The 25,793-nt window shown below is 59.6% G+C and carries 20 protein-coding genes and 2 tRNA genes; 9 read left to right on the plus strand and 13 right to left on the minus strand.

Translation table 11 applies throughout. From position 1 onward, the window contains the following. Positions 1–31: 31 nt before the first annotated feature. From ACXADQ_RS15755 to ACXADQ_RS15770, 4 genes are read right to left on the minus strand one after another with little or no spacing between them, the layout of a single operon-like run. Positions 32–1,267: a sigma-54-dependent transcriptional regulator gene (locus ACXADQ_RS15755; RefSeq protein WP_475322871.1), complete on the minus strand. Its 1,236-nt coding sequence runs from the start codon at positions 1,265–1,267 to the stop codon at positions 32–34. Beyond that, positions 1,264–3,015, minus strand: a complete 1,752-nt coding sequence (locus ACXADQ_RS15760; RefSeq protein WP_475322874.1) for a sensor histidine kinase — start codon at positions 3,013–3,015, stop codon at positions 1,264–1,266. The genes ACXADQ_RS15755 and ACXADQ_RS15760 overlap by 4 nt, the downstream gene beginning before the upstream one ends. A gap of 42 nt (positions 3,016–3,057) precedes the next feature. Beyond that, positions 3,058–4,170, minus strand: a complete 1,113-nt coding sequence (aroB, locus tag ACXADQ_RS15765; protein ID WP_475322877.1) for a 3-dehydroquinate synthase — start codon at positions 4,168–4,170, stop codon at positions 3,058–3,060. Next, positions 4,167–4,715: a shikimate kinase gene (locus tag ACXADQ_RS15770; protein ID WP_475322881.1), complete on the minus strand. Its 549-nt coding sequence runs from the start codon at positions 4,713–4,715 to the stop codon at positions 4,167–4,169. The genes aroB and ACXADQ_RS15770 overlap by 4 nt, the downstream gene beginning before the upstream one ends. A gap of 121 nt (positions 4,716–4,836) precedes the next feature. On the opposite strand from ACXADQ_RS15770, the gene ACXADQ_RS15775 reads away from it, so the two are divergent. From ACXADQ_RS15775 to ACXADQ_RS15795, 5 genes are all read left to right on the plus strand, one after another. Then, a complete protein-coding gene (locus tag ACXADQ_RS15775) occupies positions 4,837–4,986 on the plus strand; it encodes a hypothetical protein (RefSeq protein ID WP_475322883.1) in 150 nt (49 codons plus the stop codon). Next, positions 4,976–6,499: a hypothetical protein gene (locus tag ACXADQ_RS15780; RefSeq protein WP_475322886.1), complete on the plus strand. Its 1,524-nt coding sequence runs from the start codon at positions 4,976–4,978 to the stop codon at positions 6,497–6,499. The genes ACXADQ_RS15775 and ACXADQ_RS15780 overlap by 11 nt, the downstream gene beginning before the upstream one ends. After that, positions 6,499–7,428 carry a site-specific tyrosine recombinase XerD gene (locus ACXADQ_RS15785; protein ID WP_475322890.1) on the plus strand — a complete coding sequence of 310 codons (930 nt, stop codon included), beginning with the start codon at positions 6,499–6,501 and terminating at the stop codon, positions 7,426–7,428. The genes ACXADQ_RS15780 and ACXADQ_RS15785 overlap by 1 nt, the downstream gene beginning before the upstream one ends. 81 nt (positions 7,429–7,509) lie before the next feature. Next, positions 7,510–8,838: an HlyC/CorC family transporter gene (locus ACXADQ_RS15790; RefSeq protein ID WP_475322892.1), complete on the plus strand. Its 1,329-nt coding sequence runs from the start codon at positions 7,510–7,512 to the stop codon at positions 8,836–8,838. A gap of 26 nt (positions 8,839–8,864) precedes the next feature. Next, positions 8,865–9,446: a nucleotidyltransferase family protein gene (locus ACXADQ_RS15795; protein WP_475322895.1), complete on the plus strand. Its 582-nt coding sequence runs from the start codon at positions 8,865–8,867 to the stop codon at positions 9,444–9,446. Here ACXADQ_RS15795 and ACXADQ_RS15800 read toward each other — a convergent pair. The 3 genes from ACXADQ_RS15800 to ACXADQ_RS15810 form a co-directional block, all read right to left on the minus strand. Continuing rightward, on the minus strand, positions 9,443–12,805 hold the full coding sequence (locus ACXADQ_RS15800) for a Hint domain-containing protein (protein WP_475322898.1): 3,363 nt from the start codon (positions 12,803–12,805) through the stop codon (positions 9,443–9,445). The two genes, ACXADQ_RS15795 and ACXADQ_RS15800, sit on opposite strands and share 4 nt — an antisense overlap. Positions 12,806–13,163: 358 nt before the next feature. After that, a complete protein-coding gene (locus ACXADQ_RS15805; RefSeq protein ID WP_475322900.1) occupies positions 13,164–14,993 on the minus strand; it encodes a Hint domain-containing protein in 1,830 nt (609 codons plus the stop codon). Then, positions 14,944–15,429, minus strand: a complete 486-nt coding sequence (locus ACXADQ_RS15810; RefSeq protein ID WP_475322904.1) for a hypothetical protein — start codon at positions 15,427–15,429, stop codon at positions 14,944–14,946. Before ACXADQ_RS15810 ends, ACXADQ_RS15805 begins: the two co-directional genes overlap by 50 nt. Before the next feature lie 1,054 nt (positions 15,430–16,483). On the opposite strand from ACXADQ_RS15810, the gene ACXADQ_RS15815 reads away from it, so the two are divergent. Further along, a complete protein-coding gene (locus ACXADQ_RS15815) occupies positions 16,484–17,023 on the plus strand; it encodes a GDSL-type esterase/lipase family protein (protein ID WP_475322906.1) in 540 nt (179 codons plus the stop codon). A gap of 155 nt (positions 17,024–17,178) precedes the next feature. Here ACXADQ_RS15815 and ACXADQ_RS15820 read toward each other — a convergent pair. Then, positions 17,179–17,262: transfer RNA gene (locus tag ACXADQ_RS15820), tRNA-Leu, on the minus strand. 119 nt (positions 17,263–17,381) lie between these two features. On the opposite strand from ACXADQ_RS15820, the gene ACXADQ_RS15825 reads away from it, so the two are divergent. Both ACXADQ_RS15825 and ACXADQ_RS15830 read left to right on the plus strand, forming a co-directional pair. Beyond that, complete coding sequence (locus tag ACXADQ_RS15825) at positions 17,382–17,960, plus strand: YqaA family protein (RefSeq protein ID WP_475322908.1); 579 nt, start codon at positions 17,382–17,384, stop codon at positions 17,958–17,960. Continuing rightward, positions 17,957–18,415, plus strand: a complete 459-nt coding sequence (locus ACXADQ_RS15830) for a disulfide bond formation protein B (protein WP_475322910.1) — start codon at positions 17,957–17,959, stop codon at positions 18,413–18,415. The genes ACXADQ_RS15825 and ACXADQ_RS15830 overlap by 4 nt, the downstream gene beginning before the upstream one ends. Before the next feature lie 135 nt (positions 18,416–18,550). Here the strand turns inward: ACXADQ_RS15830 and ACXADQ_RS15835 are convergent, their stop codons facing one another. The 5 genes from ACXADQ_RS15835 to pdxH all read right to left on the minus strand — a co-directional run bounded on the left by ACXADQ_RS15835 (position 18,551) and on the right by pdxH (position 24,695). Beyond that, positions 18,551–22,234 carry a vitamin B12-dependent ribonucleotide reductase gene (locus ACXADQ_RS15835; protein WP_475322914.1) on the minus strand — a complete coding sequence of 1,228 codons (3,684 nt, stop codon included), beginning with the start codon at positions 22,232–22,234 and terminating at the stop codon, positions 18,551–18,553. 582 nt (positions 22,235–22,816) lie between these two features. Then, a tRNA-Pro gene (locus ACXADQ_RS15840) sits at positions 22,817–22,893 on the minus strand. 67 nt (positions 22,894–22,960) lie between these two features. Then, positions 22,961–23,344, minus strand: coding sequence for a DUF192 domain-containing protein (locus ACXADQ_RS15845; RefSeq protein WP_475322916.1), 384 nt, complete (start codon positions 23,342–23,344; stop codon positions 22,961–22,963). An 89-nt stretch (positions 23,345–23,433) separates the two neighbouring features. Beyond that, positions 23,434–24,054, minus strand: coding sequence for a cold-shock protein (locus ACXADQ_RS15850; RefSeq protein ID WP_475322918.1), 621 nt, complete (start codon positions 24,052–24,054; stop codon positions 23,434–23,436). A 35-nt stretch (positions 24,055–24,089) separates the two neighbouring features. Beyond that, a complete protein-coding gene (gene pdxH, locus ACXADQ_RS15855) occupies positions 24,090–24,695 on the minus strand; it encodes a pyridoxamine 5'-phosphate oxidase (RefSeq protein ID WP_475322922.1) in 606 nt (201 codons plus the stop codon). Positions 24,696–24,845: 150 nt separating this feature from the next. On the opposite strand from pdxH, the gene fabI reads away from it, so the two are divergent. Beyond that, entirely contained in the window at positions 24,846–25,664 is an 819-nt protein-coding gene (gene fabI, locus ACXADQ_RS15860) for an enoyl-ACP reductase FabI (RefSeq protein ID WP_475322926.1), read from the plus strand. Positions 25,665–25,793 lie beyond the last annotated feature (129 nt).

Genomic DNA, 25,793 nt, shown 5'->3' on the forward strand with positions numbered 1-25,793 from the left:
CGAGATTCCGCACAGCTACAAGCGCAGCGACTCAGCGGTAGTTCTCTGGCTTCAGATGATAGCGCGCCAACTTGTCATAGAAGGTCTTTCTGGGCAGCTTCAGAGCGATTGCCGCCTCGCTGGCCCGGCCTTGCGCGCGCTGCAACGCCGCAATCAACAAAGATTGCTCGACCCGCGCCAATTGTTCAGCCAGGCCCAGCTCGTGGGTCTGTTCCTCGGCCTCAGGAGCGCCCAAACCCAGGGCAAACCGCATGGCCGCGCTCATCAGCGCGCGCGCGTTGCCCGGCCAATCCTGCGCCATCAATCCAGCCAGCACGTCAGAGGTGATATCCGGAGGCGTGAGCCCGGCCTGCTCGCTGGCCTGTTCCACGTAATGCTGAAACAGAACCGGGATATCATCCCGACGCTCGGCCAAAGCGGGGATGCGAACATCCAAAACTTGCAGCCGGTAATACAGATCCGAGTTCATCCCGTTATCCTGAACCGCCTGGTGCAGATCCGCTGTGCTGCCCGCGATCAGACGAACAGTGTTGTCCGTTTTCTCCAGCCGTTGCAGCAGCGCGAACTGCGTTTCGGCGGGCAGCGCCCCGATATCATCTAAAAACAAGCTGCCCCCTTGGGCGGCCTCAAAGGCTTCGGTCAGCGCCGGGCCTTCCATCCCTGTCGCCGTGCGTTTCACAAAGGGCATTTTGGCGCGCGGTGACATCAGGTGCACCACCTCGGCCACCTTGCTGATCCCCGACCCCGGAGGCCCGCTGACCAATACCTCGGTCCGGGACTGCCCCGCCAGACGCACCCGCGCGCGCAATGCGTCGGCCTGAACCGACGAGCCAAAAATCAATCTGGCCGCGGGATCGCCCGTTTCCAACTGCGCCTTCAGGCGGCGGTTTTCCAGCACAAGTTCCCGGGTTTTCAGCGCCCGTTCGATCACCGCCAACAGATCCGCAGGCGCGCAGGGTTTTTCCAGGAATCCGAACGCGCCCTGCCCCATGGCGCGCACCGCCATGGGAATGTCGCCCTCGCCGGTCAACATGATCACAGGCAATTCGCTGTCCAATTTCTGCACATAGTCCAGCAGGTAAAATCCATCCCGCCCGGGCATCCGAATGTCAGACAGAATGATCCCCGGATAGTCCTTGGCGATGTGATCTTTGGCTTCGATGAACGAGCCAACCGCATGCGCAGACAGTTCGCCCAGCTCAAGCGTCTGTGCCAGCGCTTCGCGCACGGCCATGTCATCGTCAACAACCAGAACCTGACGGATCATGCGGCTTGGGCTCCTTCTGCGGCGGTCAGCTCGACCGTGAAAATGGCGCCTCCTTCGGGGCGGTTGCGCCCTCGGATTGCGCCGCCAAAGCTTTGGACCAAGCCATAGGAAATGGAAAGCCCCAGCCCCATGCCATCCTCGGCCCCGACCTCTTTGGTCGAGTAAAACGGATCGAAAATCTTCTCTGGTTCCCGGATACCGGGCCCCGTATCGGCGACATCCAGACAGATTTTCCCCTGATCGCGGCGCAACGCAATCATGATGCGTTTGTCCTGACGCCCGGCCATCGCATCCACCGCATTCGAGATAAGATTGACCAGAACCTGCCCCAGCCGCACGTCTCCGCCCATCACGTGCACCGGCATGTGCGGCGGCTCATAGTCCAGCGCGACGCCTTCCTGGTGCAGGCGGGCCTCGCTGAGTTCGAGCGCCTGATCAATCACCGCTGTCAGATCCACCCGCGTCACCGGTTCGGATTCCTGACGGGCAAAGGCGCGCAGATTCTTGATGATCCGCGCCATGCGCTTGGCCATGGCACTGATCCGCGAGAGGTTCTGCGCCGCGACCTCGGTACGGTCCTTTTCCAGAAACGCCGCGCCATTGTCGGCAAATTGTTGAATCGCCATCAGGGGCTGATTCAATTCGTGGCTGATTCCGGCGGACATCTGCCCCAAAGCCGACAATTTACCCGCCTGAACCAGATCTGCCTGTGCCTTTTTCAACGCCAATTCTGCGGCGATCCGTTCGGCCACCTCGTGGCGCAGCGCCAGGTTGGTTTCAGACAGTTCCGCCGTGCGCTCGGCCACCCGGCTTTCCAGGCGCAGATTGGCGATGCTCAGCGTACGTCGTCGCTCGGTCGCAAGGAACAACAACGCTCCGAAGGCCAGACAGACGGCCGCAACCACCGTGGCCTGCAACCAGGCCAGCCCTCGCGCCGGGGCCACATCCAACATGGTTTCCACCGTCAGATCGATCACCGGCAGGTGGCGTGACAAATGCATCGCGCGATCCGGCACATAGGGCGACCAGTTTTGATGCCAGATCTCGTGACCCGCGACGGCGCGGATATCAAAGTCGGGCTCGGGGCCTGCCATCGGCGTCAGCCCGCCGGCGGAGGTACGTTGCCAAAACAGCAGCTCGGAACGGTTGGTGATGAAGACTTCGCCGTTCAGGTCGGTAAAGAACACCGCCGGACGAGCGCCGCGCCACTCGGCCTCGACGCGGCCCACATTCGCGATGACCACCAGGGCCCCGCGCACCTTGCCGTTAGGTGCAAAAACCGGAGCCGCGAAATAATAGGCCCGCAACCCTGTCTTGAGGTTAATCCCATGCGCCTCGCCCAGGGCCCCATGCTGCGCACGTTTCACGAAGGCACTGCGCGACAGATCTTGCGGTTCGGTCTGATTGGCCGAGGCCAGCACCTGCCCTCGCTGATCCACCAACAGCACATCCAACGCCGCCGTTTTATCAGCCTGTCGCAGCAATAACCCGTGCAGCGCGTCCGCTTCAGCCCCGGCCAGAACCGCCTGAATCCGAGGGTGCTCGGCCAAAACCACGGACAATTGCTGGTACAGTTGCAACTGCCCCATCAGGCGGTCAGCGGCCAGCGTCATGTCGGATTCGCCCCGCTTGGCCAGTTGATCCAGCGCCTGAACATAGCCATAGCGCCAAACGCCTCCGGCAAAGATGCCGACGGCGCAGAGAAACACCAGCAGAACCAGCGCGCGACGGCGCAAATCTTGTCGCATGGGGCCAATCTATCGCGGCCCTTGCCGCAAAGACCAGAGCGATTAGCGCGCGTCCAGCGCCTCGGTCAGAACTTCGCGCACGATCGCCAGGTCGACATCCTGCGTCACAAAGGCCTGCCCAATGCCGCGCGCCATGATGAACCGGATCTTACCGTCCACAACTTTTTTGTCCTGCCCCATCAGTTCAATCAGCTCATCCGCCGAGGGTAAATCCCCCTCAATATCAGATAGATCGACCTTCATCTTCATGTCACTCAGATGGGCGCGTACACGGCTGGGGTCCTCTTGCGGGCACAAGCCCTGACGCGCTGAAACCTCGAAGGCCAGGGCGCAGCCGATCGACACGCCCTCGCCATGCAACAAGCGATCCGAATAGCCCGTCGCGGACTCGAGCGCATGACAGAACGTGTGCCCAAGGTTCAACAACGCCCGGTCGCCCTGTTCGGTCTCGTCCCGTTCGACAATCTCGGCTTTCATCTGGACCGAGCGCTTCACGGCATAGATACGGGCCTCCATATCACCTGCCGCAGCGCGTGAAGTATTCTTTTCAAGCCATTGAAAGAATTCATAATCTCCCAAAAGTCCGTATTTCACGACCTCACCATACCCGGCCAGAAAGTCGCGTTCGGTTAGGGTGCCCAGAACCTCGGTATCGGCCAAAACCAACGACGGCTGATGGAACGCGCCAATCAGGTTTTTGCCTTGCGGTGCGTTGATCCCTGTCTTGCCCCCCACCGAGCTGTCCACCTGCGCCAGCAGGCTGGTGGGCAGCTGCACAAAGCGCACGCCACGCCGCAATACGGCCGCCGCAAAGCCCACGAGGTCCCCAATAACGCCCCCACCAAAGGCCAAAACCACATCGTTGCGCTCGACCTTTTGTTCCAGCAACCACTCGACGGTTTTGGTGAACTGAGGCCACTGTTTGGTGCTCTCACCCGCTGGCAAAATCAGAGAAACACTTTCGATACCAGCAGCTTGCAGACCACTCTTTAAGCTCTCCAAGTGCAAAGCAGCGACGTTTTCGTCAGACACAATTGCCACGCGTGGACGTTTCAGCAAAGGCGAGATCAGCTCGCCCGCGCGGGCCAGCAAACCGGGGCCGATATGGATGTCATACTCGCGCCCTTCCAGGCCGACATGAACAGTTTCCATCATTCTATTTTCTCCAATACGTCGGGGCGCGTCAGCAATACGTCCACCACCATCGAGGCCGTTTCCTCGATCGAACAGCCGGGTTTGACGTGAATTTGCAGATCCGACAATTCGTAGATCGGCACGCGTTTGTTATACAAATCGGTCAGCACACCCAGCGGGTTTTCGGTGCGCAGCAAGGGACGCGTATCCTTGTGCCGCACGCGCTGCCACAGCAGATCCAGATCGGCATTCAGCCAAACCGCAACGCCCTTGTCCGAGATCATCCGGCGATTGTTTTCCGCCATATAGGCCCCGCCACCGGTCGACAGGATGCAGCACTCGGTTTCCAGCAAACGCTGGATCACCTGGCTTTCTTTTTGCCGAAAAAACGGCTCTCCGTCGCGGGCGAAAATCTCAGCCACGCTCATGTTGGCGGCCGCTTCGATTTCAGCATCCGAATCGAGGAACGGAACCTCCAAACGCGCCGCCAGAGCCTTGCCGACCGCCGTTTTGCCAGCGCCCATCATTCCGACAAGCGCGACTGTCTTTTTCAACTTCCAACTCATAGGGCGGCCTTTTCGGCTAAGTGACGCCGTTTTTCAATCTTCACGGATGAATGACGTGATCTTGGGCAAAAGGCCAGTTATAAGTTGGGGAAAATGCACACATGAATAAACGGGCAGAGATATGGGGCGACTTCTGAAATGGCTGTTCATCCTGATTTTCCTGGGACTGGTCGGATTGGCGGTTTACGCCTATGTCGGCCCCTTCCTGGGCGCGGATTTTTCGCCAGACCAGTCCGAGATACGCCAGCAGGTGATTCTTGATGCGGGCTAGGGAATTGGCGGTCCTTGTGTTGGTGGCTTTGTGGGGACAAAGCGCAACCGCACAGTCCGGGCCGCCTCTGTCAGCCATCGATTGGTTGAATGACCCTGTTCCTGTGATCCAGCCCCGGCCAGGCCTGGGCGATCCGCCTGTCTCCGGTGGTGTGGTGATTCCCGTCGTCGATGTTTCACCTTTGGGGGCGCCGTCCGCAGATTCCGTGGGGTTGTTGCCCAGCTCGGTCACCGGGCTGCCGGTCTCTTTGTGGCAGACCAGTCAGGCGGCACGCGTTCTGGCGCTGATGAAGGCGCAGAAACTGACCGATCTGCCGGCGATGCAATCCCTGTTTTATACCCTGCTTTTGGCCGAGGCCGAAGCCCCAGCCGAGCTGAGCGCGGATGGCGCGTTTCTGTCGGCGCGACTGGATCATCTGCTGGCGCTTGGCGCGGTCGAGCCCGCGCAGGCTCTGGTGCAACGCGCCGGGCCGACCACCAAGACGCTGTTTGCCCGCTGGTTTGATGCCACGCTGCTGACCGGTGACGAAGACCGCGCTTGCGCTGACCTGGTGCGCACGCCCGGGTTGGCCCCATCAGAAGCTGCATTGATTTTCTGCACCGCCCGGCAAGGCGACTGGCGCGCCGCTGCCCTGATGCTGAACACAGCGCTGGTGCTGAACAGCCTGCCCCAGCAAGAGGCCGCGCTGCTGCAACATTTCCTGGATCCCGAAGCCTTTGAGGGCGAGGCCCTGCCCCTGCCCCCTGTGCGCCCCAGCCCCCTGGTGTTCCGCCTGTGGGAGGCCTTGGGCGAACCGCTGCCGACAGCGCCGCTGCCGCGCGCCTTTGCTGTGGCGGATTTGCGCGACATTGTTGGCTGGAAGGCCCGGATCGAGGCCGCAGAACGTCTGGCCCAAACCGCGGCGCTGACAGAAAACCGCCTGCTTGGCATCTATTCCGAGCGCGAACCCGCGGCCTCGGGCGGGATTTGGGATCGCGTTGCAGCGGTGCAGCGTCTGGATCGTGCCGTGACCGCCAAGGATGCCAAAGCCATCGAGCGCAGCCTACCCAACGCCTGGCGCGCCATGCAGGCCGCGCGGCTTGAGGTCCCGTTTGCCCGCTTGTTCGCGCCTCAGCTGGCGGAACTGTCTTTGAGTGAGGAAGCCGCGCGCCTGTCGCAGCAGATCGCGCTTTTGTCCCCAGATTATGAGCAAGCCGCGCAGCGCCAATCCGAACCGGATTTCGCGGCGACCGTGGCGCTTGGCCAGCCTTCGTCGCGCCTGTCGCGCTCAGTTCTGGAACAGGCTGTCGTCAAGGGCTTCAATGCGACAACCCTGCCTGATGATATCACGGCGACGCTGGCGCAGGGCCGTGTGGGCGAGGTTATTCTGGACGCGATGCGCCTGTATGAAAACGCGATGCGCGGCGAAACCAAGGATCTGGTCACCGCGCTGGCCACCTTCCGCAGGCTGGGGCTTGAAGACACAGCGCGCCAGGCCGCCTTGCAGGCCCTTTTGCTGACACGGACCCCATGATGGACGCACACCGATGGATATCCACCTTTCTCGAGGCGCACTCGGCCGAGCTGGGCGCCTCGGAAAACACGCTAATGGCCTATGGGCGCGACCTGATGGATTTTGCCGACTGGAGCGAGGCCCAGGCGCTGTCTCTGGATACGCTGACCCGCACGGATGTTGAATCCTACCTGGTGAATTGCGACGCGCAGGGCCTGGCGCAAGCCACACGAGCGCGCCGCCTGTCAGCGATCAAACAGCTCTATCGGTTTGCTTTTGAGGAGGGCTGGCGTCAGGACAATCCGGCCATTCAGATCCGTGGTCCGGGGCGATCTAAAAAGCTGCCCAAGGTGCTGTCGATCGAGGATGTCGATCGCCTGTTGGACGCCGCGCGCCACACTGGGCGCCACCATGCGGACCGGGTGCGCAACACCTGCCTGATGGAGCTGCTCTATGCCACGGGGATGCGCGTGACCGAGCTGGTCAGCCTGCCCCTGGCGGCCACACAGGGCGATCCGCGCATGTTGCTGGTCCTGGGCAAAGGCGGCAAAGAGCGCATGGTGCCGCTGTCGGGTTCGGCGCGCAAAGCCCTGTCCGATTGGCGGGCCGAGCTGGAGCTCGAGGCGGAGCTGCCCAAGAACAAAGGCAAGCCGCGTTCGAAATACCTGTTTCCGGGGCGCGGCAAGTCCGGGCACCTGACCCGTCATCGGTTCTTTGCGCTGATCAAGGAACTGGCATTCACTGCCGGGGTGCCCGCCGACACCGTGACCCCGCACACCTTACGCCACGCCTTTGCCACGCATCTGTTGGCCAATGGGGCCGATCTGCGTGCAATCCAAACCTTGCTGGGCCATGCGGACATCTCGACCACAGAGATTTACACCCATGTTCTGGATGAACGCCTGAAAGAGCTGGTCCTGACCCATCACCCCCTGGCCCGCGACGCCTAATTGCAGCCGATCAACAGGCTTCTCTTGAATGCGGCCCCGTTGGCCCCCATAACCTAGCAAAACCGCCAAAGATGGAACGACATGGACACGACCACTGTTCTTGACCCTGTACTGGACTCTGCTTTCTGGATCACTGCTGCGGCGATCCTGCTGTTGCTGGTGCTTTCGGGCTTTTTCTCGGGGTCCGAGACCGCGCTGACAGCTGCCTCGCGCGGGAAGTTGCGCGCGCAGGCCGACAAGGGATCGCGCGGGGCGCAGCGTGCGCTGAACATAACCGAGGATAACGAGCGTCTGATTGGCTCGGTCCTGTTGGGCAACAATCTGGTGAACATCTTGGCGGCCTCGTTGGCGACCTCGCTGTTTACCCGCGCCTTTGGCGAAAGCGGCGTGGCACTGGCGACACTGGTGATGACCCTGCTGGTGCTGATCTTTGCCGAGGTGCTGCCCAAGACCTATGCCATCACCAATGCGGAACGCGCGGCGGCCGGGGTCTCGCCTGTTATTCAGGTGGTGATCACGATCTTTGCGCCGGTGGTCAGCGCGGTGCGCCTATTCGTGCGCATGGTGCTGCGCATTTTCGGGGTCAGAACGGACCCGGACAGCCATATCCTGGCCGTACGCGAGGAAATCGCCGGCGCCCTGTATCTGGGCCATTCCGAGGGCGTGGTCGAAAAAGAAGACCGCGACCGTATCCTGGGCGCGCTGGACCTGTCGGATCGCTCGGTCGAGGAGATCATGCTTCACCGCAGCCAGATCGAGATGATCGATGCCGACGAAACGCCCGATAAAATCCTGTCGCAATGTCTGCAAAGCAACCACACGCGCCTGCCTGTCTTTAAGGGCGAACCCGACAACATCGTCGGCGTCGTTCATGCCAAGGATCTGTTGCGCGCGATGCATAAACTGACCTTTGGCGAAACCGGTGGCGATGCCCCTGGGCTGATGGAGCTGCAAAAGTTCGATATTCAGAACGTCGCGATGCCGCCCTACTTTATCCCGGACACCACCACGCTGGACGATCAGATGCGCCAGTTTCTGCGCCGTCGCACCCATTTTGCGCTGGTGGTGGATGAATATGGCAGTCTGGAAGGGTTGATCACGCTGGAGGACATCCTCGAGGAAATCGTGGGCGAGATCACCGATGAATTCGACCCCGACGCCGATCACCCGATCCAGAAAACCAAAGACGGTCATTTCCTGATCGACGGCGCCATGACCATACGCGACCTCAATCGCGCCAAGGACTGGTCCTTGCCGGATGACGAGGCCAACACCGTCGCCGGTCTGGTGATCCACGAGGCACAGATGATCCCCGAAATCGGGCAGGTGTTCAATTTCCACGGTTTCCGGTTCGAGGTCCGCGGCCGCGAAGGCAATCGCGTGACGAAACTGAAGATCAGACTGCAGTAGCTTCCCCTTTTAGTGGATTGTTTTTAATGACAAATGCCATCTTGATTCTCGCGGCTGGTTCCTCGTCTCGGATGGGGGATCAGGACAAGCTGCTTGAGCCCGTAAACGGCGCGGCGTTGTTGACCGTCATGTCTGAACGGGCCTTGGCGACCGGCTGTGCGGTATTTGTCTGTCTGCCAGATCCGGACCATGCGCGCGTCGCAACATTGCCCGAGGGGGCCAAGCCCATTTGGGTGCCTGATGCAGCCGAGGGGATGGGCGCTTCGTTGCGCACCGGCGTCATGGCCCTGCCCGAGGGCACCCGCGCGGTCATGATCCTGCCTGCGGATATGCCTGATCTTACCGCCACCGATCTGGCGACGGTTTGGCGGGCCCATGCGCCCCACGCGATCACGCGCGCCACCAGTGCGACGGGCCAACCCGGCCATCCGGTGATTTTCCCTGAGGACCTGTTTCGCGAGCTGGAAACCCTGCGCGGAGACGAAGGCGCGAAATCCGTTCTGGTGCGCCATCGCCAGCGGCTCGAGCTGGTGCCCCTGCCCGACGATCACGCGATAACTGATCTGGATACGCCCGAGGCCTGGCAGGCCTGGCGCGCCCGGTCTTAGCGCATCAGAACCTTGGCTTCGTGCGCGGCCAGGGTGACTCGCGCCGCCGGGTAGGCGCCCGCGGAATCTTTGTGCTTCAACTCGGGGAACAGCGTGAACAATTCGCCGCGTTGCGCCTGATCCATACCGGCCAGGGTCAGATCCCCGGGTTGGAAGCTCTCGCTCCAGGCGCCATCGCCCATCACCACCTGATGACGCGACATCATGAAATGCACATAGGTGACGTGCGGCATCTGGACCTGCTCGATGCCGTCCATAACCGTCAGCGCAATCGCAGGCACAAAGACCTCTTCTTCGCCAAACCACAGCGCCGCCTTTTTCGAGCACACAAGCATCCGGTGTTGAGGCGAGACCAGCAGATCGCGTTCGGGTTGACCATTGCCCAGGGCGCCCTGGCGAATGCGTACAGGGCGCAGATTGCGGGCCATCGCCAGATCGGGCGCAGACAGGTCCCGAGTTCCGATCCAGTCGATCGGCTGGAACCCGTTGTCCCGCGTCAACACGCGATCGCCCAGGCGCAGCTGCCCGGCGGGCACTTCGCCTCGGATCGTTTTGATCATCGAAAGCGGGGTGAAACAGGGCACATAGTTGATGTTTTCGATGTTCTCGAAGGTCAGGGTCGTGCCGTCCAGCCACTCGACCGTGCCGTTTTCCGGATCGGCATCATAGGTGATGGTCGCGGGGCCGGTGATGTTCAGCGTATCACCAATGGTTTCGGCGTCTTCGCTGCCATCCACATGCATCGTACCACCGCCCGTGGCCGCGACATAGAAGGTATCATCACCATCGCCACCCGTGGCGTGATCGCCCGCGCCAAGGTTCACCGTGTCCTCGCCTGCGTCACCGAGAATACGGTCGTCGCCGTCTTCTCCGTCGATCAGATCATTGCCGTCGCCACCGAAAATACTGTCGTCTTCGGCGCCGCCCAGGATGGTATCGTTCCCGGCGCCTGCTTCGATCCAATCCGCATCCGAACCCCCGGCCCCATCGCCACCATCGACCAAGTCGCCTTCGGGATCGCCCGTATAGGCCGTGTCGATCAGATCATCGCCTGCGGTGCCTTCGACCACGCCATCGCTCGCAGCCAGAGGTATCCCCATCGCGTGCAACTGAGCGGGACTGGACACCAAGCCAGGCGCCACGCCGACCAGGGTCAGGGTCTCGCCATTGCCAAAGCTCAGCAGCGCGTTTCCGTCCCCGTCATCTGTGACCGTCACATCCGCGGTGTCGACCAGGTTGCCATCCGCATCCTGCATATTGGTCAGGTCCAGCAGGTCATTGCCGGTATAGGTCCCATCGCCATTGTCGGTTGGCGCATCAAACCCGGTCACGCTGTCATTGCCCGAGATATAGGCCAGACGAATGGTGTTGGTGCCACTGCCCAGGATCAGATGCTCGACGCTTTCGAAGGTCGCGGTCGAGGTGCCATCCGTCAGGCTGCCACGCCCCTGCACGTCCGAGGTCAGATCGATCACCAGATCCGAGGTGATGCGGCTCAGGTCCAGGACATCGCCGTATACCTCGTCCTGGCCTTCCATTTCGATGGTGTCATTGCCGAAATTGTCTTCTAGAACAATGGTATCGTCGTTGTAGCCGGACCAGATGAAATCGTCGCCGGTGCCGCCTTCCATATAGTCATCGCCAAAGCTGCCGCGCAGCCAGTCGTTGCCCTCGCCACCAAGGATCGTGTCGTTGCCACGATCGCCTTCCAGCCGGTCATCGCCAGCACCGCCTTCGACATAGTCATCGCCGTCATAGCCCTCGAACGAGTCATCCCCCTCGCCGCCATAGCCCACATCGTTGCCGGTATTGCCATACAGATAGTCCGCGCCATCGCCACCGATCAGTGTGTCGTCGTCATCGCCGCCTTCAAGCTGGTCGTTGCCCGCGCCCCCTTCGATGGAATCGTCGCCTGCACCGCCCAGAACGGTGTCATTGCCCTGCCCGGCCTGCACATGGTCATCATCCGAGCCATCCAGCGCATCGCCTGCATCGATCATGTCTCCGTCGGGGTCGCCGACATAGAATTCGCTGATCCAATCATCGCCCGTTGTGCCGCTCACGATATAGTCACGCCCACCCGGAATACCCATCGCGACCAGCGCCGCGCGCGAGTTGATATCGCCCGGATCAATGCCGATCAGGGTCAGGCTCTCTCCGTTCGGGAAGCCCAGAACCGCGTTGCCATCGCCATCATCCCCCAAGGTCACATCGCCGGTATTCACCGGATCGCCACTGCCATCGGTCAGCCCGCTGACATTCAGGACGTCCACACCCGAATAGGTGCCATCCCCATTGTCTGTCGGCCCGGTGAAGCCTTCGACAACGCGCGCACCGCCGCCGTCGCCCAGGATCACCGTGTCATTTCCGTCGCCCAGACCGATCCGCTCGATTTGGGTGAAACCAACCGTGTCCGCCCCATCCGAGACGCTCCCCGCCTGGCTGTCGGCTCCGCTTAGATCCACAGTCAGATCGGCGCTGACACCGCTGGCATCCAGAAGATCGCCGTCAGTTTCACCGGTCGCGCCCCCGATAACTGTGTCATCGCCAAAGCCATCGGACAGGGTGATCGTGTCGTCTCCGCCCTCGCCCAGAACCCAGTCGTTGCCGGCGCCCCCGGTGATGCTGTCATCGCCTTCGCCGCCGAAAACGCCATCATCTCCGGCGTCGCCATCAATCGTATCGTTGCCAAAGCTGCCGTCGATCTGATCGCCGCCCGTGGTGATCACGTCACCATCCGAGGGATCGACATAGCCCAGCCCCATTGTGTCATCTCCGGCCGTGCCGCTGACCAGACCGTCCGAGATCGGGCCATAGACATGTTCGGGGAAAGTCACGTTGAAATGGGTGTTGCCTTCTTCGATGGTGCCGGGATCGATGGACAGATCGCCATCATAGTCCACATCCGTATCGCGATCGATCGCCAGGCTGCCATAGTTGTCATTGGCGTCCGAGCCCGGTGCCATAAACAGCTGCCCCAACGAGGGCGCCCCGGCATCCGCCGAGACCAGCCCTGAGGCATCGAAATTCAGGTAGGTATCGCCAATGCTGCTCAGGTCATCGGGAACCTGGGCATAATCACCGGGCGTTGCGGGTTCGTAAGTGTACAGCGCATTGCCCGCCAGATAGTCAGCCGGGCTGTCGTACACCGTCAGACTGATGATGTCAGATGTCCCGCTGACCTCGCCATTGGCATCAACATTTTCCAGCGTCACCTCGATCACCTGGCCATCGGTGAAAATCTGGGTGCCGCCGGTCAACGATATCTGCCCCGCGCCGTCATTCCCCGCACCGGGCGTGGTGGTGATCGCAGGGTTTTGCACCACATCGATGCCATATATCAGGAAAGAAACGCTCATTTCACCAGCCTCCGGGCGGGAACACGAGGCCGACGCGACGGCACCATCAAAATGGCCGGAATGCGGAAGGTATCTTGCATTTTCGTCTGCCTCATCACTTCACCCCGGTCTGCGCCGGGGACAATACTTCAGCGTCTGTTACACACGTGTTTCCCGGCAAGAATGGGGCGCGATTTGGGCTTTTCTTGTGAAATCTGGCGAAAACAGCCCGATTGTTTCGCCTTTTTCATAAAACTCCATCGACCAAAACCCGACCTGCAAGGCAGAGTTGGGTTCAGATCCCATTAGGCGACAGCCCGACGCCCACAGGATATCCACCCGGTCGAAACCGGATGGACGCTGCAATTTCCATGAAAACTTAGCCGTTGACCAGCAGGCGGGCCTCGTACCCCTTCAGCGAGCGGCGGGCCGAGCTGTAGGCACGGATGCCCTGCTGCGTGGCCAGTTCGGGGAACAGTTCCAGGATCTCCTGACGCTGTTCGTCGCCAATGCCGTTCAGGGTGTAGTCGCCGGGCTGGAAGCTTTCGGTCCAGGCACCGTCTGACAGCACGACCTCGTGGCGGTCAAACATGAAGTGGATGTAGGTGGTGCCCATGACGTCCACATTGTGGATCCCGTCCATCCCGACCAAATGCTTAGCGGCGGCCAGAACTTCGCGCTCTTCAAAGTACAGAGCGGATTTCTGATTGTTCACCAGCACGCGGTGGTTGGGCGAGACCATCATGTCACGCTCGGGCAGACCATTGCCCAGCGAGCCAGCCTTGATCAGAACGGGCTTCAGATGCGTATTGCGCGCCAGTTCCAGACCGGACAGCTGCTTTGCACCGACCCAACGGATTTCCTGAATGCCGTTGTCGCGGGTGATGATCTTGTCACCCTCTTTCAGCTCTTCCACCAGACGCGCGCCTTGCGGGGTCGCGATCACGGTGCCGGGCGTGAAGCAGGGCACGATTTCTTCGATATTTTCGAAGGTCGCGGTGTCGATCACGTTGCCGCTGCCGTCCAGGAATTCGATGGTGCCGTCAAAGCCGTTGCCATCGCTGTCGGTCGTGGTGGTACCGATGCGGCTGTTGCCGCCGGTCAGATGCAGGATGTCCCAGTCATCGCCGGTCGACCCGCCCGAGACATGCTCACCCGGGTTGATGCCATAGATCACGTCGCGATCCGCACCGCCATCAATCACGTCAACGCCGTCGCCACCGGTCAGCGTATCCGCGCCGTCGCCACCGATCAGAGTGTCGTCGCCGTTCCCGCCAACCAACATGTCTTCGTCGATCTGGCCATCCAGATAGTCGTTCCCGCCATCGCCATAAAGGGTGTCATCGTCGTCAGCACCGAAAATGGTGTCGTCACCGCTTTCGCCATGGACCAGATCACGCCCGTTGTCCGGAACCAGGTCCACGTCATCGGGAATGTTCACCGCATCCGGGAAAATCGGGTCCAGACCGGCATAGACGATATCATCGCCCGAGCCCGCATTGATGGTGTCCGAGCCCTCGCCACCGATAATGGTGTCATGGCCGCTGCCACCATCGATCAGGTCAGCGTCAATTCCGCCGTCAATCGAATCCGCGCCGCGCTCGCCCATGATCGTATCGGCATCATCCCCGCCAAAGATCACGTCGCCACCGTCGCCACCTGCGATATAATCGCGGTTGTTGTCCGGATCGGCATCCGCATCATACAAACCAGGATAGCCAAGATCAGGCAGATCGGTGGCATCCGGCGTGGTGTCGTCGCCGTAAATTACGTCGCGGTTGTCTCCGCCTTCGACCACATCGTTGCCGTCGCCGGCATAGATCGTGTCTTCGCCCTCACCTGCGATGATCGTGTCGTCGCCGTCATAGGCCTCGATGATGTCATCATCGGGATCGTTGCCAGGGAAGATGTTGTCATCATTGTCGACAAAATCGCCATCAGGGTCGCCATCATAGGACGTGTCGATCAGATCATCATCGCCCGAGCCCATCACGATACCGTCGCGCACCGGATCTGGATCGTCAGCATCGGTGGTTTCGAAATGCACATCGCTGACATAGACGCGCTGTTCGCCGTCGCCCTCGTTGGCATACATGATTTCAATACGCGAAACCGGGCCTTCGATTTCGACCAGAACCGAGGCCTCGGCATCGGTAGGTTCATAGTTCGAGCCACTGCCGCTGAGTGTATCGCCCAGCGAGTCTGACATCGCTGCCAGGCGTCAGGGTTACAACAACGGGGTTTCCGTCGCCATCAAAGGCGCGCACAGTCACCACGTCCAGCATGCTGGCGCCGGGGCTGGTATACGGGTCTGCACCGGCGTCGATATCAGAGATACGGAAGCTGACATTCTGGACATCATCGCCATAGGCCGCATCGCTGGACGAGAAATCCATCGTCGTGACCGAGGTCTGGTCGATCCCGCCTTCGCCGCCAAGGCCAAGCAGTTTCAGAACCGAGTTGGGATCGAATTCTTCACCGGGTGCGACATAGGTATCGGTGCCCATGACATACGCCTCTGCGCCCTCGTCCACGGGCGTGAAGGAAATGTCGACATTCACACCGCCGGTATCGACGCTCGACGTCGGAGAAACCGCGGAATTTACCGGGCCCAGATCGCCCCAATCCAAAAACAACTCAGCCATAATTACCTCTTTCACCCGCGATCACGTCCATGGGACACCCCATTGCAGACAGTCCGTGCCGCGAAAGCCCTTTTCTGTTCACGCTATCCAAAATGCACGAAGCCAAGCCGACCAGCCCGCAGGGATCCCCGTGGTCAGGTCATACCGGTCCGGCGACATCGTTTCCCCCCGGAAACGGTTGTGTCGCCAATGGCAGCTTCGCATCAGCATGGATGCGCATCGGTTTGCATGGCCGCCCCCGGCCATCAGACTTCGCCCCCCAGTCGGGCTTTGACCCAACATACCCCATGAAATTGGTTTCAAAAAAGAACGGAATTTCACGAAATCGCCCAGATTTCACCAAATTTGCCTTAATCACGAACTGAATTTGCTGCGAATTTGGAAAATATGCAGGGGGAATTATTCGGAAATTTCGCGCTTTTTGACGCCTGCCACACGGATTCAAGGCGTTTTTCTTGTTATGGGCGAAATTCGTGGCTGATTTTCTTGGTTACTTGTTCAATGTTTCGAAACAATGCCACAATTGGGCGGCGTGCCGGGAAGAGGCCATATTTTTGCCTAATTTCCTGCAGACCTGACAATCTTTGTTTTCCGTTACGATCCAATCCCCCGAGAATCAGAGCATTGATGAAAAACTTTAACTGTCTGAATTTTCGGATGTTGCCCAAAGGTCACCGAATCACGTGCTCGTTTCGACGGTCAGAAAGAATCACGCCCCGTTGGCCAGCCCCTGCACATGAATTAAGGCAGCCTGACCATATTCTTCAGCCTCACAAAGCGCGATTCCCGGCCCGATTCTGAGGGCCCAATCCGGCTGATGCTTGAACTTGTCGCGCCTAAGGTGCATTCATGCACAATGTAGCCACTTATTGTATTGTTATTTACTGGTTTTGTGATGTTGCGAATTGCGTTTCTGGGCCTCGTTGCCGTTTTGACCTTCGTTTTGATCCGGGAAAACTATCCCGAGCGCACCCTGCGACGACTATTCCATCAGCCCACGCCAGTCACGGAAACGCGGCACTATCAGCATAGGACGGAGGTCCATGCCCGATTGATGCAGCAAATATCCCCGCACTATCCGGTGACTTTTGCCTTGATTGGGGACTCGCTGATTGAAAACTGGATGACCGAGGCGCCATTCCCCAACAGTCTGAACCTTGGGATTGGGCGAGACACCCTGCGAGGCGTTCAAGCCCGCGCAAATCCCAGCGCCATTCAGCGCATTCCGATTTGGTATTTGGGCGTGGGCGTCAATGACATACTGCGCGGACAAGCCCAAAACGACATAGAAGATAACGCCCGTGCGCTTGCTGAAACCTTTGGCCGCGCGGATCTGCTGATCTGGCGCGCGGTCTTACCTGTCAGCCGGCCCGACTGGACCCCTCTGCATGAACAAAAGCGGCTGTTTCTCAACACCAAAGCGCGCGAGCTTTGTGGGGCGCTGCCAGCATGTATTTTTCTTCCGGCCCCGGATGGGTTTGATGCTCATCCCAGGGTCTGGACCAATGATGGGCTGCATCCAAACGCAACCGGCTATCAGGCTTTGACGCAGCAATTGTCCAACCTGCTGGCCAGCGTCAGCAAAAATTCGTGATCAGGTCCCTGCCCTGACAAGCCACCCTGCCCAGATTTGCGCGAGCACAGCCTGTTCCGGCCTCAGGATCAAAGTCTTGATCAAAGTCTTGGGAAAACAGGTCTCAAAGGTCGGTTGAACCGATCCTCCGTGCCGATCTACCTTGAAGATCAAGGTGGTACCCAAGGCCGGACTCGAACCGGCACGCCTTGCGGCGGGGGATTTTGAATCCCCTGCGTCTACCATTCCGCCACTTGGGCACGTTTCATTCGTCTACCCAACCGTCGCGCCCGCGTCCAGAGCGAAAACGCAATCAATCGCATGTTGACCTCGCGCCCCACGCGTGGCGTAACAGGGCAAACCCGACAGGAGCAAAATGATGATCAGAGGACTGTATAACTGGACCATGTCCTTGGCCGAGCATCCACGTGCTTTGTGGCTGCTGGCGTTCATCTCGTTCATCGAGGCCTCGGTCTTTCCGATCCCCCCAGATGTGCTGATGATTCCGATGATCCTGGCCCGGCCCTCGCGGGCGTGGCTGATCGCGGGGATCGCGCTGGTGGCCTCGGTGGCCGGAGGCCTGTTTGGCTATCTGATTGGCGCACAGTTTTACGACCAGATCGGTCGCCCCATCTTGGAAACGATGGGCAAGGCCGACGCGATGGCCGAGTTCAACACCCGGTTCAACGATTTCGGGTTCTGGCCGGTGTTGATCGCTGGTGTGACCCCCTTCCCGTTCAAAGTCATCACCATCATGTCGGGCTGGACGGGCCTTCCACTGATGACCTTCATCGTGACCTCGATCCTCGCGCGCGGGCTGCGGTTCTTTATCGTGGCGGCCCTGCTGTGGAAGTACGGCGCACCCATTCGTGATTTTATCGAACGCCGTCTGGGCTTGATGTTCTCGCTGTTCGTGATCATTCTGCTAGGCGGCTTCTATGTGGTTAAATACCTATGACACTTGATCGTATCACACTGATTTCATTGGCTTCCGCTGGATCGGCGGGCCTGCTGGGCGGGGCGTTTGTATTCCAGTTCCTGGGCTATGCGCCCTGTCAGATGTGCCTGTGGCAACGTTGGCCACATGGCGCTGCGATCGTGATTGGGATTGTCGCCCTGATGACCGTTCCGAGCAGGGTTCTGGCCTGGTTGGGTGCGTTGGCTGCGGCGGCGACCGGCGCGCTGGGCATCTATCACACCGGCGTTGAACGTGACTGGTGGGAGGGCCCCAGCAGTTGCACCGGTTCCGGCGGGCTGGATGCTGGCAATCTCTTGGCCACGGACGGCCCGGCGCTGGTGATGTGCGATCAGGTCGCCTGGGATCTGTTTGGGATCTCGATGGCCAGCTGGAACGCGCTCGCCTCTTTCGGTCTGATGGCAATCTGGATTCTGGCGGCGCGCGCCAAATCGTAAAGACAAGTCTTAAAGAAAAAGGCCCCCGCAAAGGGGGGCCAGTTTCGCCGCTCAGGCTCAATCATTGGTACCGCTCGGTGTTTTTGCCTGCGGCCTGAGCGTCGTTCGGGGCGAACGAATCCGCCCCGTGACTGATTAGCTGCAACCCGAGGTTGCGCCACATGTGTTGCACTTCATGCAGGTGCCGTTGCGCACCAAAGTGTAGTTTCCGCAGTCGCCACAGGCCTCGCCTTCATAGCCCTGCATCTTGGCTTTGGTGCGCGCATCCATGCTGACGGCGCCCGTACTGACCGAGGTCGTGCTAGACAGCGTCGCGGTGTCACCGATAGTCCCGACGGTTTCGGGAACCAGGGCTTGTAGCGCCGCTTCGGGGTCTGTTCCACCCAGGACCATGCCCCCAGCAGTCTGACCACCCTGCAACACGACCAGCTCTTGCGGCAGACGTTTGCGCAGGTACCCGGTCGAGCTGATCTGCTTGAGCACTTCAAGGCTGCGGTTGGCGGCGGTTTCGCTGAGTTCCTCGACGTTCGAGACCCCTTCTTCGACCCCGCGGCCCAGATCATCAAAGGATGCACCTTCAGGCTTCACATGTGCCAAATCTGTTCGATCCAGATAAGAAACAGCCAGTTCACGGAAGATATAATCCAGGATAGATGTTGCATTTTTGATAGAGTCGTTGCCCTGCACGATGCCCGCGGGCTCGAATTTCGTGAAGGTAAACGCGTCGACGAACTCTTCCAGCGGCACACCATATTGCAGGCCGACCGACACGGCGATGGCGAAGTTATTCATCATCGCGCGGAAGCCAGCACCCTCTTTGTGCATGTCGATGAAGATCTCGCCCAGGCTGCCATCCTCGTATTCGCCGGTGCGCAGATACACTTTGTGCCCGCCAACAACGGCCTTTTGGGTGTACCCTTTGCGGCGTTCCGGCATCTTCTCGCGGTGGCTGCGGACCAGCTCTTTGACCACGACCTTTTCCACGATTTTCTCGGCCAGAACGGCGGCTTTTTCCTGGGTTGATCCGCTCTCCAGAACCTCGGCGGCCTCGTCGTCATCCTCGATCAGCGCGGCGGCCAAAGGCTGCGACAGTTTCGAGCCATCACGGTACAAAGCATTCGCTTTGATACCCATCTGCCAGGACCGTTCATAGGCAGCTTGACAATCCTCGATTGTAGCGTCGTTAGGCATGTTGATGGTTTTGGAAATCGCCCCCGAGATGAACGACTGCGCCGCCGCCATCATGTCGATATGGCTGTTCACCGACAGGAAGCGTTTACCTTTCTTACCGCAGGGGTTGGCGCAATCGAAGATCGCATAGTGCTTGGCGTCCAAATGCGGCGCGCCCTCCAGGGTCATGGTGCCACAAACGTGGTCATTCGCGGCCTCGATGTCGGCCTTGGAGTACCCCAGGTGACGCAGCAGATCGAAGGTCGGGTCATTCAGCTGCGCGGCCGAGATTTTCAGCACGTTCTGGCAGAACTCTTCTCCCAGGGTCCACTGGTTGAACACGAAACGGATGTCAAAGGCGCTGCCCAGGGCCTCTTCGACCTTGTTCAGCTCGTTTTCGGTGAACCCGTGTTGCATCAGAGTGGAATGGTTGATCCCCGGCGCGTTGCCGATGGTGCCATGGCCCACGGCGTAGCTGACGATTTCTTCGATCTGAGCGCTGGAATAGCCCAGTTTTTCCAGAGCAGCCGGAACCGAGCGGTTGATGATCTTGAAATAGCCACCCCCGGCCAGTTTCTTGAACTTGACCAGCGCGAAATCGGGCTCAATCCCGGTGGTGTCACAATCCATCACCAGGCCAATGGTGCCGGTGGGCGCGATCACGCTGACCTGAGCGTTGCGATAGCCGTTGGCCTCGCCCAGCTTCAGCGCCTCGTCCCAGGCGGTCATGGCCAGCTCGGCCAGGCGCTGATCGGGCACGTTGGACAGGTCCAGCGGCACGGGTTTCACGTCCAGCCCTTCATAGCCTTCGGTGGCGCCATAGGCGGCGGTGCGGTGGTTGCGAATGACCCGCAGCATGTGGTCCTTGTTGCGCGCATAGCCATCGAACGGGCCCAGCTCGCCTGCGATCTCGGCCGAGGTCGCGTAGGCCACACCGGTCATGATCGCGGTCAGGGCCGCGCCAAGCGCCCTGCCCTCGATACTGTCATAGCCAAAGCCCATGTTCATCAGCAGACCGCCGATATTGGCATAGCCCAGACCCAGCGTACGGAAGTCATAGGACAGCTGCGCGATCTCTTTGGACGGGAACTGCGCCATCATCACGCTGATTTCCAGCGTCACGGTCCACAGGCGGGTGGCGTGCATGTAATCCTCGGCCTGGAACTCGCCATCCTTGAGGAAGGTCAGCAGGTTCATCGAGGCCAGGTTACAGGCGGTGTCGTCCAGGAACATGTATTCGGAACAGGGGTTCGAGCCACGGATCGCGCCGTCCTCGGGGCATGTGTGCCAGGCGTTGACGGTGTCGTGGAACTGAATGCCCGGATCAGCGCAGGCCCAGGCGGCATGGCCGATGTCTTCCCACAGATCGCGGGCTTTGACGGTCTTGGCGACGGCGCCGTCGGTGCGACGCAGCAGCTCCCAGTCGGCATCGTCTTTTACGGCCTTCAGGAAGGCGTCTGTCACCCGGACTGAGTTGTTCGAGTTCTGGCCCGACACGGACGCATAGGCCTCGGAATCCCAATCGGTGTCATAGGTGGGGAATTCGATGCTGTCATAGCCCTGACGCGCGTAGTCCAGCACGCGTTTCACATAGGTTTCAGGGATTTGCACCTTGCGCGCGCTGCGGATCGCGGTTTTCAGCGTAGCGTTTTTGGCGGGGTCCACTGCGTCTTCGGTGCTGCCATCCCATTCACGGATCGCGCCGAAAATCTCGTTCAGGCGTTCCTCGTGCATTTTGGACCCGGCAACGATGCTGGCGACCTTCTGCTCTTCCTTGACCTTCCAGTTCACGAATTCTTCGATATCGGGGTGATCGACGTCACAGATCACCATCTTGGCCGCACGACGGGTGGTGCCGCCCGATTTGATCGCGCCAGCCGCGCGGTCACCGATCTTCAGGAACCCCATCAGACCCGAGGATTTACCACCGCCCGACAGGGGCTCGTCCGCCGCCCGCAAGGACGAGAAGTTGGTGCCCGTCCCCGAACCATATTTGAACAGACGTGCCTCGCGGACCCACAGGTCCATGATGCCACCGTCGCCCACCAGGTCATCAGCAACCGACTGGATGAAACAGGCGTGGGGCTGCGGGTGTTCATAGGCGCTGGCGGATTTCGTCAGCTCTTTGGTCTGGTAATCAACATAGTAGTGCCCCTGCGACGGGCCATCGATGCCATAGGCCCAGTGCAGGCCGGTGTTGAACCACTGGGGCGAGTTCGGCGCGGCCTTTTGCGTGGCCAGCATGAAGCGCATTTCGTCATAATAAGCGCGCGCGTCTTCCTCGGAGGAAAAATAGCCGCCCTTCCAGCCCCAATAGGCCCAGGCGCCCGCCAGACGATCGAACACCTGCTTGGCGCTGGTTTCGCCGGTTTTTTCGGTGGATTTGGCCGCCGGGACCGAGCGCCACAGGAACTCGGGCACGCCCTTTTCCTTGACCTTCTTCAGTTTGACCGGCACGCCAGCCTTGCGGAAATACTTCTGTGCAATCACGTCCGAAGCCACCTGGCTCCAGCTTTGCGGCACTTCGACCTCGTCCAGACGGAACACGATGGAACCGTCGGGGTTGCGGATTTCGGACGCTGTGGTCACGAAATCCAGCTCTGCATATGCGTCCTGCCCGGCCTTGGTGAATTTTCTTTCGATCTTCATGTGCGCTGCCCCATACTTCAGCATTCAATCCCTGCCAGCTGCCGATTGACCCTGCGGTTCTGATCGAGCGATGCGCAGAGGCAAACCTTCGGCACCCCGGTCCCATAACCAGGTTGCTACGGGCCCGTATGGCCCTGATGTTCGAAGCTATCGTCCCTGCGCTACCGCCACTATATCTTGTGCGTTATCCGGCTGGCCTCCACAATCTGACGTATGATCCTCTATAGGGTCAACGGATTTTTTTACGAAAATTTTGGGATTTGGGTGTTGACCAACATTGGCCGCGCCATCGGAGTGATTCAATAGGTTAACGGTCCTGGAATGCGCCCTGTGGGCATCTCTGTGGAAAGGATTGATTTTTCCTTGGATCCGGCTGGGTTAGCCGACGACACTATGGCACTGCCTGAGCTATGCGGCGGCGCAGAAAGGATTTTTTGCAAGTGCAAAGGAAATTTTGTGCTTTTCCAAAGGTCACTACCATATCTGGTATTCAGCCCGAATCGAACACGCAAAATGCCCGTTTGTCAGGCAGGCAGACTGTCACTGATACACAGCAACGTTTCATATTTATGAAGAGAGAAGTGGTCGGGGCGGCGAGATTCGAACTCACGACCCCCTGTACCCAAAACAGGTGCGCTACCAGACTGCGCTACGCCCCGGACCGTTCGCTTCACATAACGACCTCAGCGCGGATTGAAAAGGCAAAAAAGGCGTTTGAGGCTGATCTTATCGACAGGGCCAAACAGCACGATCGCGTGCGACACTTGGGTGCTGCATCTGACTGCCAACAGTGATGCCCAAACGTTCGGCCATACCCCCATTCAGCTCAAGCACAAACTGCACACCAGAGCCTCCGCGGATTGGAGTTTCATCCAGCGGCACCGCCTTGTGGTGAATATGGCGCACGGTCCCTGTCGCATCCATGAAAATCATATCCAGCGGGATCAGCGTATTGCGCATCCAAAACGCGACCCGTTGCGCGCGCGGATATACAAACAGCATGCCAGCCATGCGCGGCATGCTTTCACGGTGCATCAGCCCGACCGAACGCTCGCGCATTGTATCGGCCACCTCGACCGAGAAACGCGCCTGCCCCCAATCGCCCTTCAAAGCGACAGCATCAGTTCTGCACTCTGCCCACACACATGCAGGCCACATCACGAGGAAAAGGGCAGTGCCTATGTACCGCCCCATCCGTGTCATGCGTCGTCAGTAAGCTTTAGTGCAGATTCCCAGGCCAGGATTTCTGTCGCCATCCGGCCGCGCTGGCCTTCGATGACGCGAAGCCCAATGGCCTCGCCTGGTTGTAGGTCTGCCAGGCCAGAGCGGCGCAGCACTTCGATGTGCACGAACACGTCTTCGGGTCGCCCGAAAACGTTGGCAAAGCCAAAGCCTTTGCCCTTGTCGAACCATTTCACCCGCCCCGGTTCCAGAGGCGCGTTGCGCATCACTTCGGGATCGATGTCTTCGAAATCCGCCAAGGCGGTTCCGTCCGACACGGCTGGTGGTTCGATCACATAGACCTCTGTGGCCTGTACACCGCGACCGGTTTCCTGAACCGATATCTCGATATACGCGCCATCCGCCACCGAGCTTTGCCCGAAATTGCGCAATACATTAGCGTGCAGCAGAATATCAGGCCCGCCGCCATCGGCGACTACAAAACCAAACCCCTTTACAGGGTCAAACCATTTAACGTGCCCGTGTACCCTGCGTTCGCCGTCTTCTTCAGTCTTCACAGCGTTGGTACCCAAATGAACGTCATCCCCGACACAGTCATGATACAATTGGTGCGGCTTGTGCAAGTCGAAAATTTTCATTTTTTCAAACGCTTGCATTTCACGTTACGCGAGTATCAGGGGTTCAACCGCGTTACATTCCACGCCATTTCGGGCGTTTCACGTCGCCATTGGAAACGATCGTGAAGACGGAACGCACCATCTGCCCAGAATTCAATCTCAATTGGCGTGATTCTGAAACCTCCCCAAAAGGATGGACGATCCGGGTTTGGTCCTTGTTTTGCGGTCACTTTTGCAACCTCTGCCATAAGTGCGCCACGCGAAGACAACGGTTGCGATTGTTTTGAGGCCCAGGCGCCCAGTCTGCTTTTCAACGAGCGCGAGCGAAAATAGGAATCCGCCTGCTCTCCGTCCTCTTTCGTGACGGTGCCACGGACGCGAATCTGACGCCGCAGCGACTTCCAATGCATGACAAAAGCAGCCGTTCCGGCCTGCGAAATCTCGGTCGCTTTCGCGCTTTCGTAGTTTGTGTAGAAAACAAAAGCTGAATCTTCGATGTCTTTTAGCAAAACCATTCGCGCATTCGGCATGCCCTGTTGATCAACCGTGGACAATGCGATGGCGTTTGGATCATTGATTTCTGTCTTTTCGGCCTCGGCCAGCCAGTCGCGCGCAATCTGGAACGGGTCGTCCCCTGCGAAAATTCCGGTTCTGTCAGTCATGATTCTCTCAGTGTTCTCTTTTGGCCAGCACGAAGGTGTTCGCCCACGCAACAGTAGTCCTCTGGCGGATACGGGCAAGCCTGCACTTGATGCTACACGATCAATCCCCTAAAGCACATTTAACCAGTCAAGCACGTCGGGGAACGAGATATGTCAAATCAACTGATGGCCGGAAAACGCGGTGTGATCATGGGGCTTGCCAATGACAAGTCGATCGCCTGGGGGATCGCCAAGGCCTGTGCAGACGCAGGGGCCGAGATGGCCTTTACCTATATGGGCGATGCGTTTCGCAAACGGGTGGTCCCATTGGCCGAGCAGTTGGGAGTGGAAACGCTGATCGATTGCGATGTGTCGGATCCGGCCTCGCTGGATGCGGCCTTTGCCCAGATCGAGGAAAAATTCGGTAAGATCGATTTCCTGGTCCACGCCATCGGCTTTTCCGACAAGAACGAGCTGCGCGGCCGCTACGTGGACACCAGCCGCGACAACTTCCTGATGACCATGGATATCAGCTGCTACAGCTTCACCACTGTGATGCAGCGCGCCGAGAAAATCATGAACGAAGGTGGCAGCGCCCTGACCCTGACCTATTACGGGGCCGAGCAGGTGATGCCGCACTATAACGTCATGGGTGTGGCCAAGGCCGCGCTGGAGGCCTCGGTGAAATACCTGGCCGAGGATCTGGGCAAGGACGGCATCCGCGTCAACGCGATCAGCGCCGGCCCGATCAAGACCCTGGCCGCCAGCGGCATCGGGGACTTCCGCTATATCCTGAAATGGAACGAGCTGAACTCGCCCCTGCGCCGCAACGTGACCATTGATGATGTGGGCAAATCGGCCCTGTACCTGCTGTCCGATCTGGGCAGCGGCGTGACCGGGGAAAACCTGCACGTGGACGCGGGCTATCACGTGGTCGGCATGAAAGCCGTGGACGCCCCTGACATCGACGCGGTGACCGGGCGCAAGTAAGCACGGCCGCAGACATCACGAAAACACCGGTCGGGCCGCCCTGACCGGTGTTTTTCTTTGCGCAGCCCCTTTTCGGAACGGCTGAATTGGGGCTATCACTTGCTGAACCGCTTGGACAAAGGACACATC

Source organism: Thalassovita sp. ABM4_323 (assembly GCF_056158665.1).

Bases quoted from the DNA above. Each gene is read 5' to 3' on its own strand.
- ACXADQ_RS15755 (WP_475322871.1), bottom strand. From the start codon at position 1,267: ATGATCCGTCAGGTTCTGGTTGTTGACGATGACATGGCCGTGCGCGAA.
- ACXADQ_RS15760 (WP_475322874.1), bottom strand. From the start codon at position 3,015: ATGCGACAAGATTTGCGCCGTCGCGCGCTGGTTCTGCTGGTGTTTCTC.
- aroB (WP_475322877.1), bottom strand. From the start codon at position 4,170: ATGATGGAAACTGTTCATGTCGGCCTGGAAGGGCGCGAGTATGACATC.
- ACXADQ_RS15770 (WP_475322881.1), bottom strand. From the start codon at position 4,715: ATGAGTTGGAAGTTGAAAAAGACAGTCGCGCTTGTCGGAATGATGGGC.
- ACXADQ_RS15775 (WP_475322883.1), top strand. From the start codon at position 4,837: ATGGGGCGACTTCTGAAATGGCTGTTCATCCTGATTTTCCTGGGACTG.
- ACXADQ_RS15780 (WP_475322886.1), top strand. From the start codon at position 4,976: ATGCGGGCTAGGGAATTGGCGGTCCTTGTGTTGGTGGCTTTGTGGGGA.
- ACXADQ_RS15785 (WP_475322890.1), top strand. From the start codon at position 6,499: ATGGACGCACACCGATGGATATCCACCTTTCTCGAGGCGCACTCGGCC.
- ACXADQ_RS15790 (WP_475322892.1), top strand. From the start codon at position 7,510: ATGGACACGACCACTGTTCTTGACCCTGTACTGGACTCTGCTTTCTGG.
- ACXADQ_RS15795 (WP_475322895.1), top strand. From the start codon at position 8,865: ATGACAAATGCCATCTTGATTCTCGCGGCTGGTTCCTCGTCTCGGATG.
- ACXADQ_RS15800 (WP_475322898.1), bottom strand. From the start codon at position 12,805: ATGAGCGTTTCTTTCCTGATATATGGCATCGATGTGGTGCAAAACCCT.
- ACXADQ_RS15805 (WP_475322900.1), bottom strand. From the start codon at position 14,993: ATGTCAGACTCGCTGGGCGATACACTCAGCGGCAGTGGCTCGAACTAT.
- ACXADQ_RS15810 (WP_475322904.1), bottom strand. From the start codon at position 15,429: ATGGCTGAGTTGTTTTTGGATTGGGGCGATCTGGGCCCGGTAAATTCC.
- ACXADQ_RS15815 (WP_475322906.1), top strand. From the start codon at position 16,484: ATGCAGCAAATATCCCCGCACTATCCGGTGACTTTTGCCTTGATTGGG.
- ACXADQ_RS15825 (WP_475322908.1), top strand. From the start codon at position 17,382: ATGATCAGAGGACTGTATAACTGGACCATGTCCTTGGCCGAGCATCCA.
- ACXADQ_RS15830 (WP_475322910.1), top strand. From the start codon at position 17,957: ATGACACTTGATCGTATCACACTGATTTCATTGGCTTCCGCTGGATCG.
- ACXADQ_RS15835 (WP_475322914.1), bottom strand. From the start codon at position 22,234: ATGAAGATCGAAAGAAAATTCACCAAGGCCGGGCAGGACGCATATGCA.
- ACXADQ_RS15850 (WP_475322918.1), bottom strand. From the start codon at position 24,054: ATGAAAATTTTCGACTTGCACAAGCCGCACCAATTGTATCATGACTGT.
- pdxH (WP_475322922.1), bottom strand. From the start codon at position 24,695: ATGACTGACAGAACCGGAATTTTCGCAGGGGACGACCCGTTCCAGATT.
- fabI (WP_475322926.1), top strand. From the start codon at position 24,846: ATGTCAAATCAACTGATGGCCGGAAAACGCGGTGTGATCATGGGGCTT.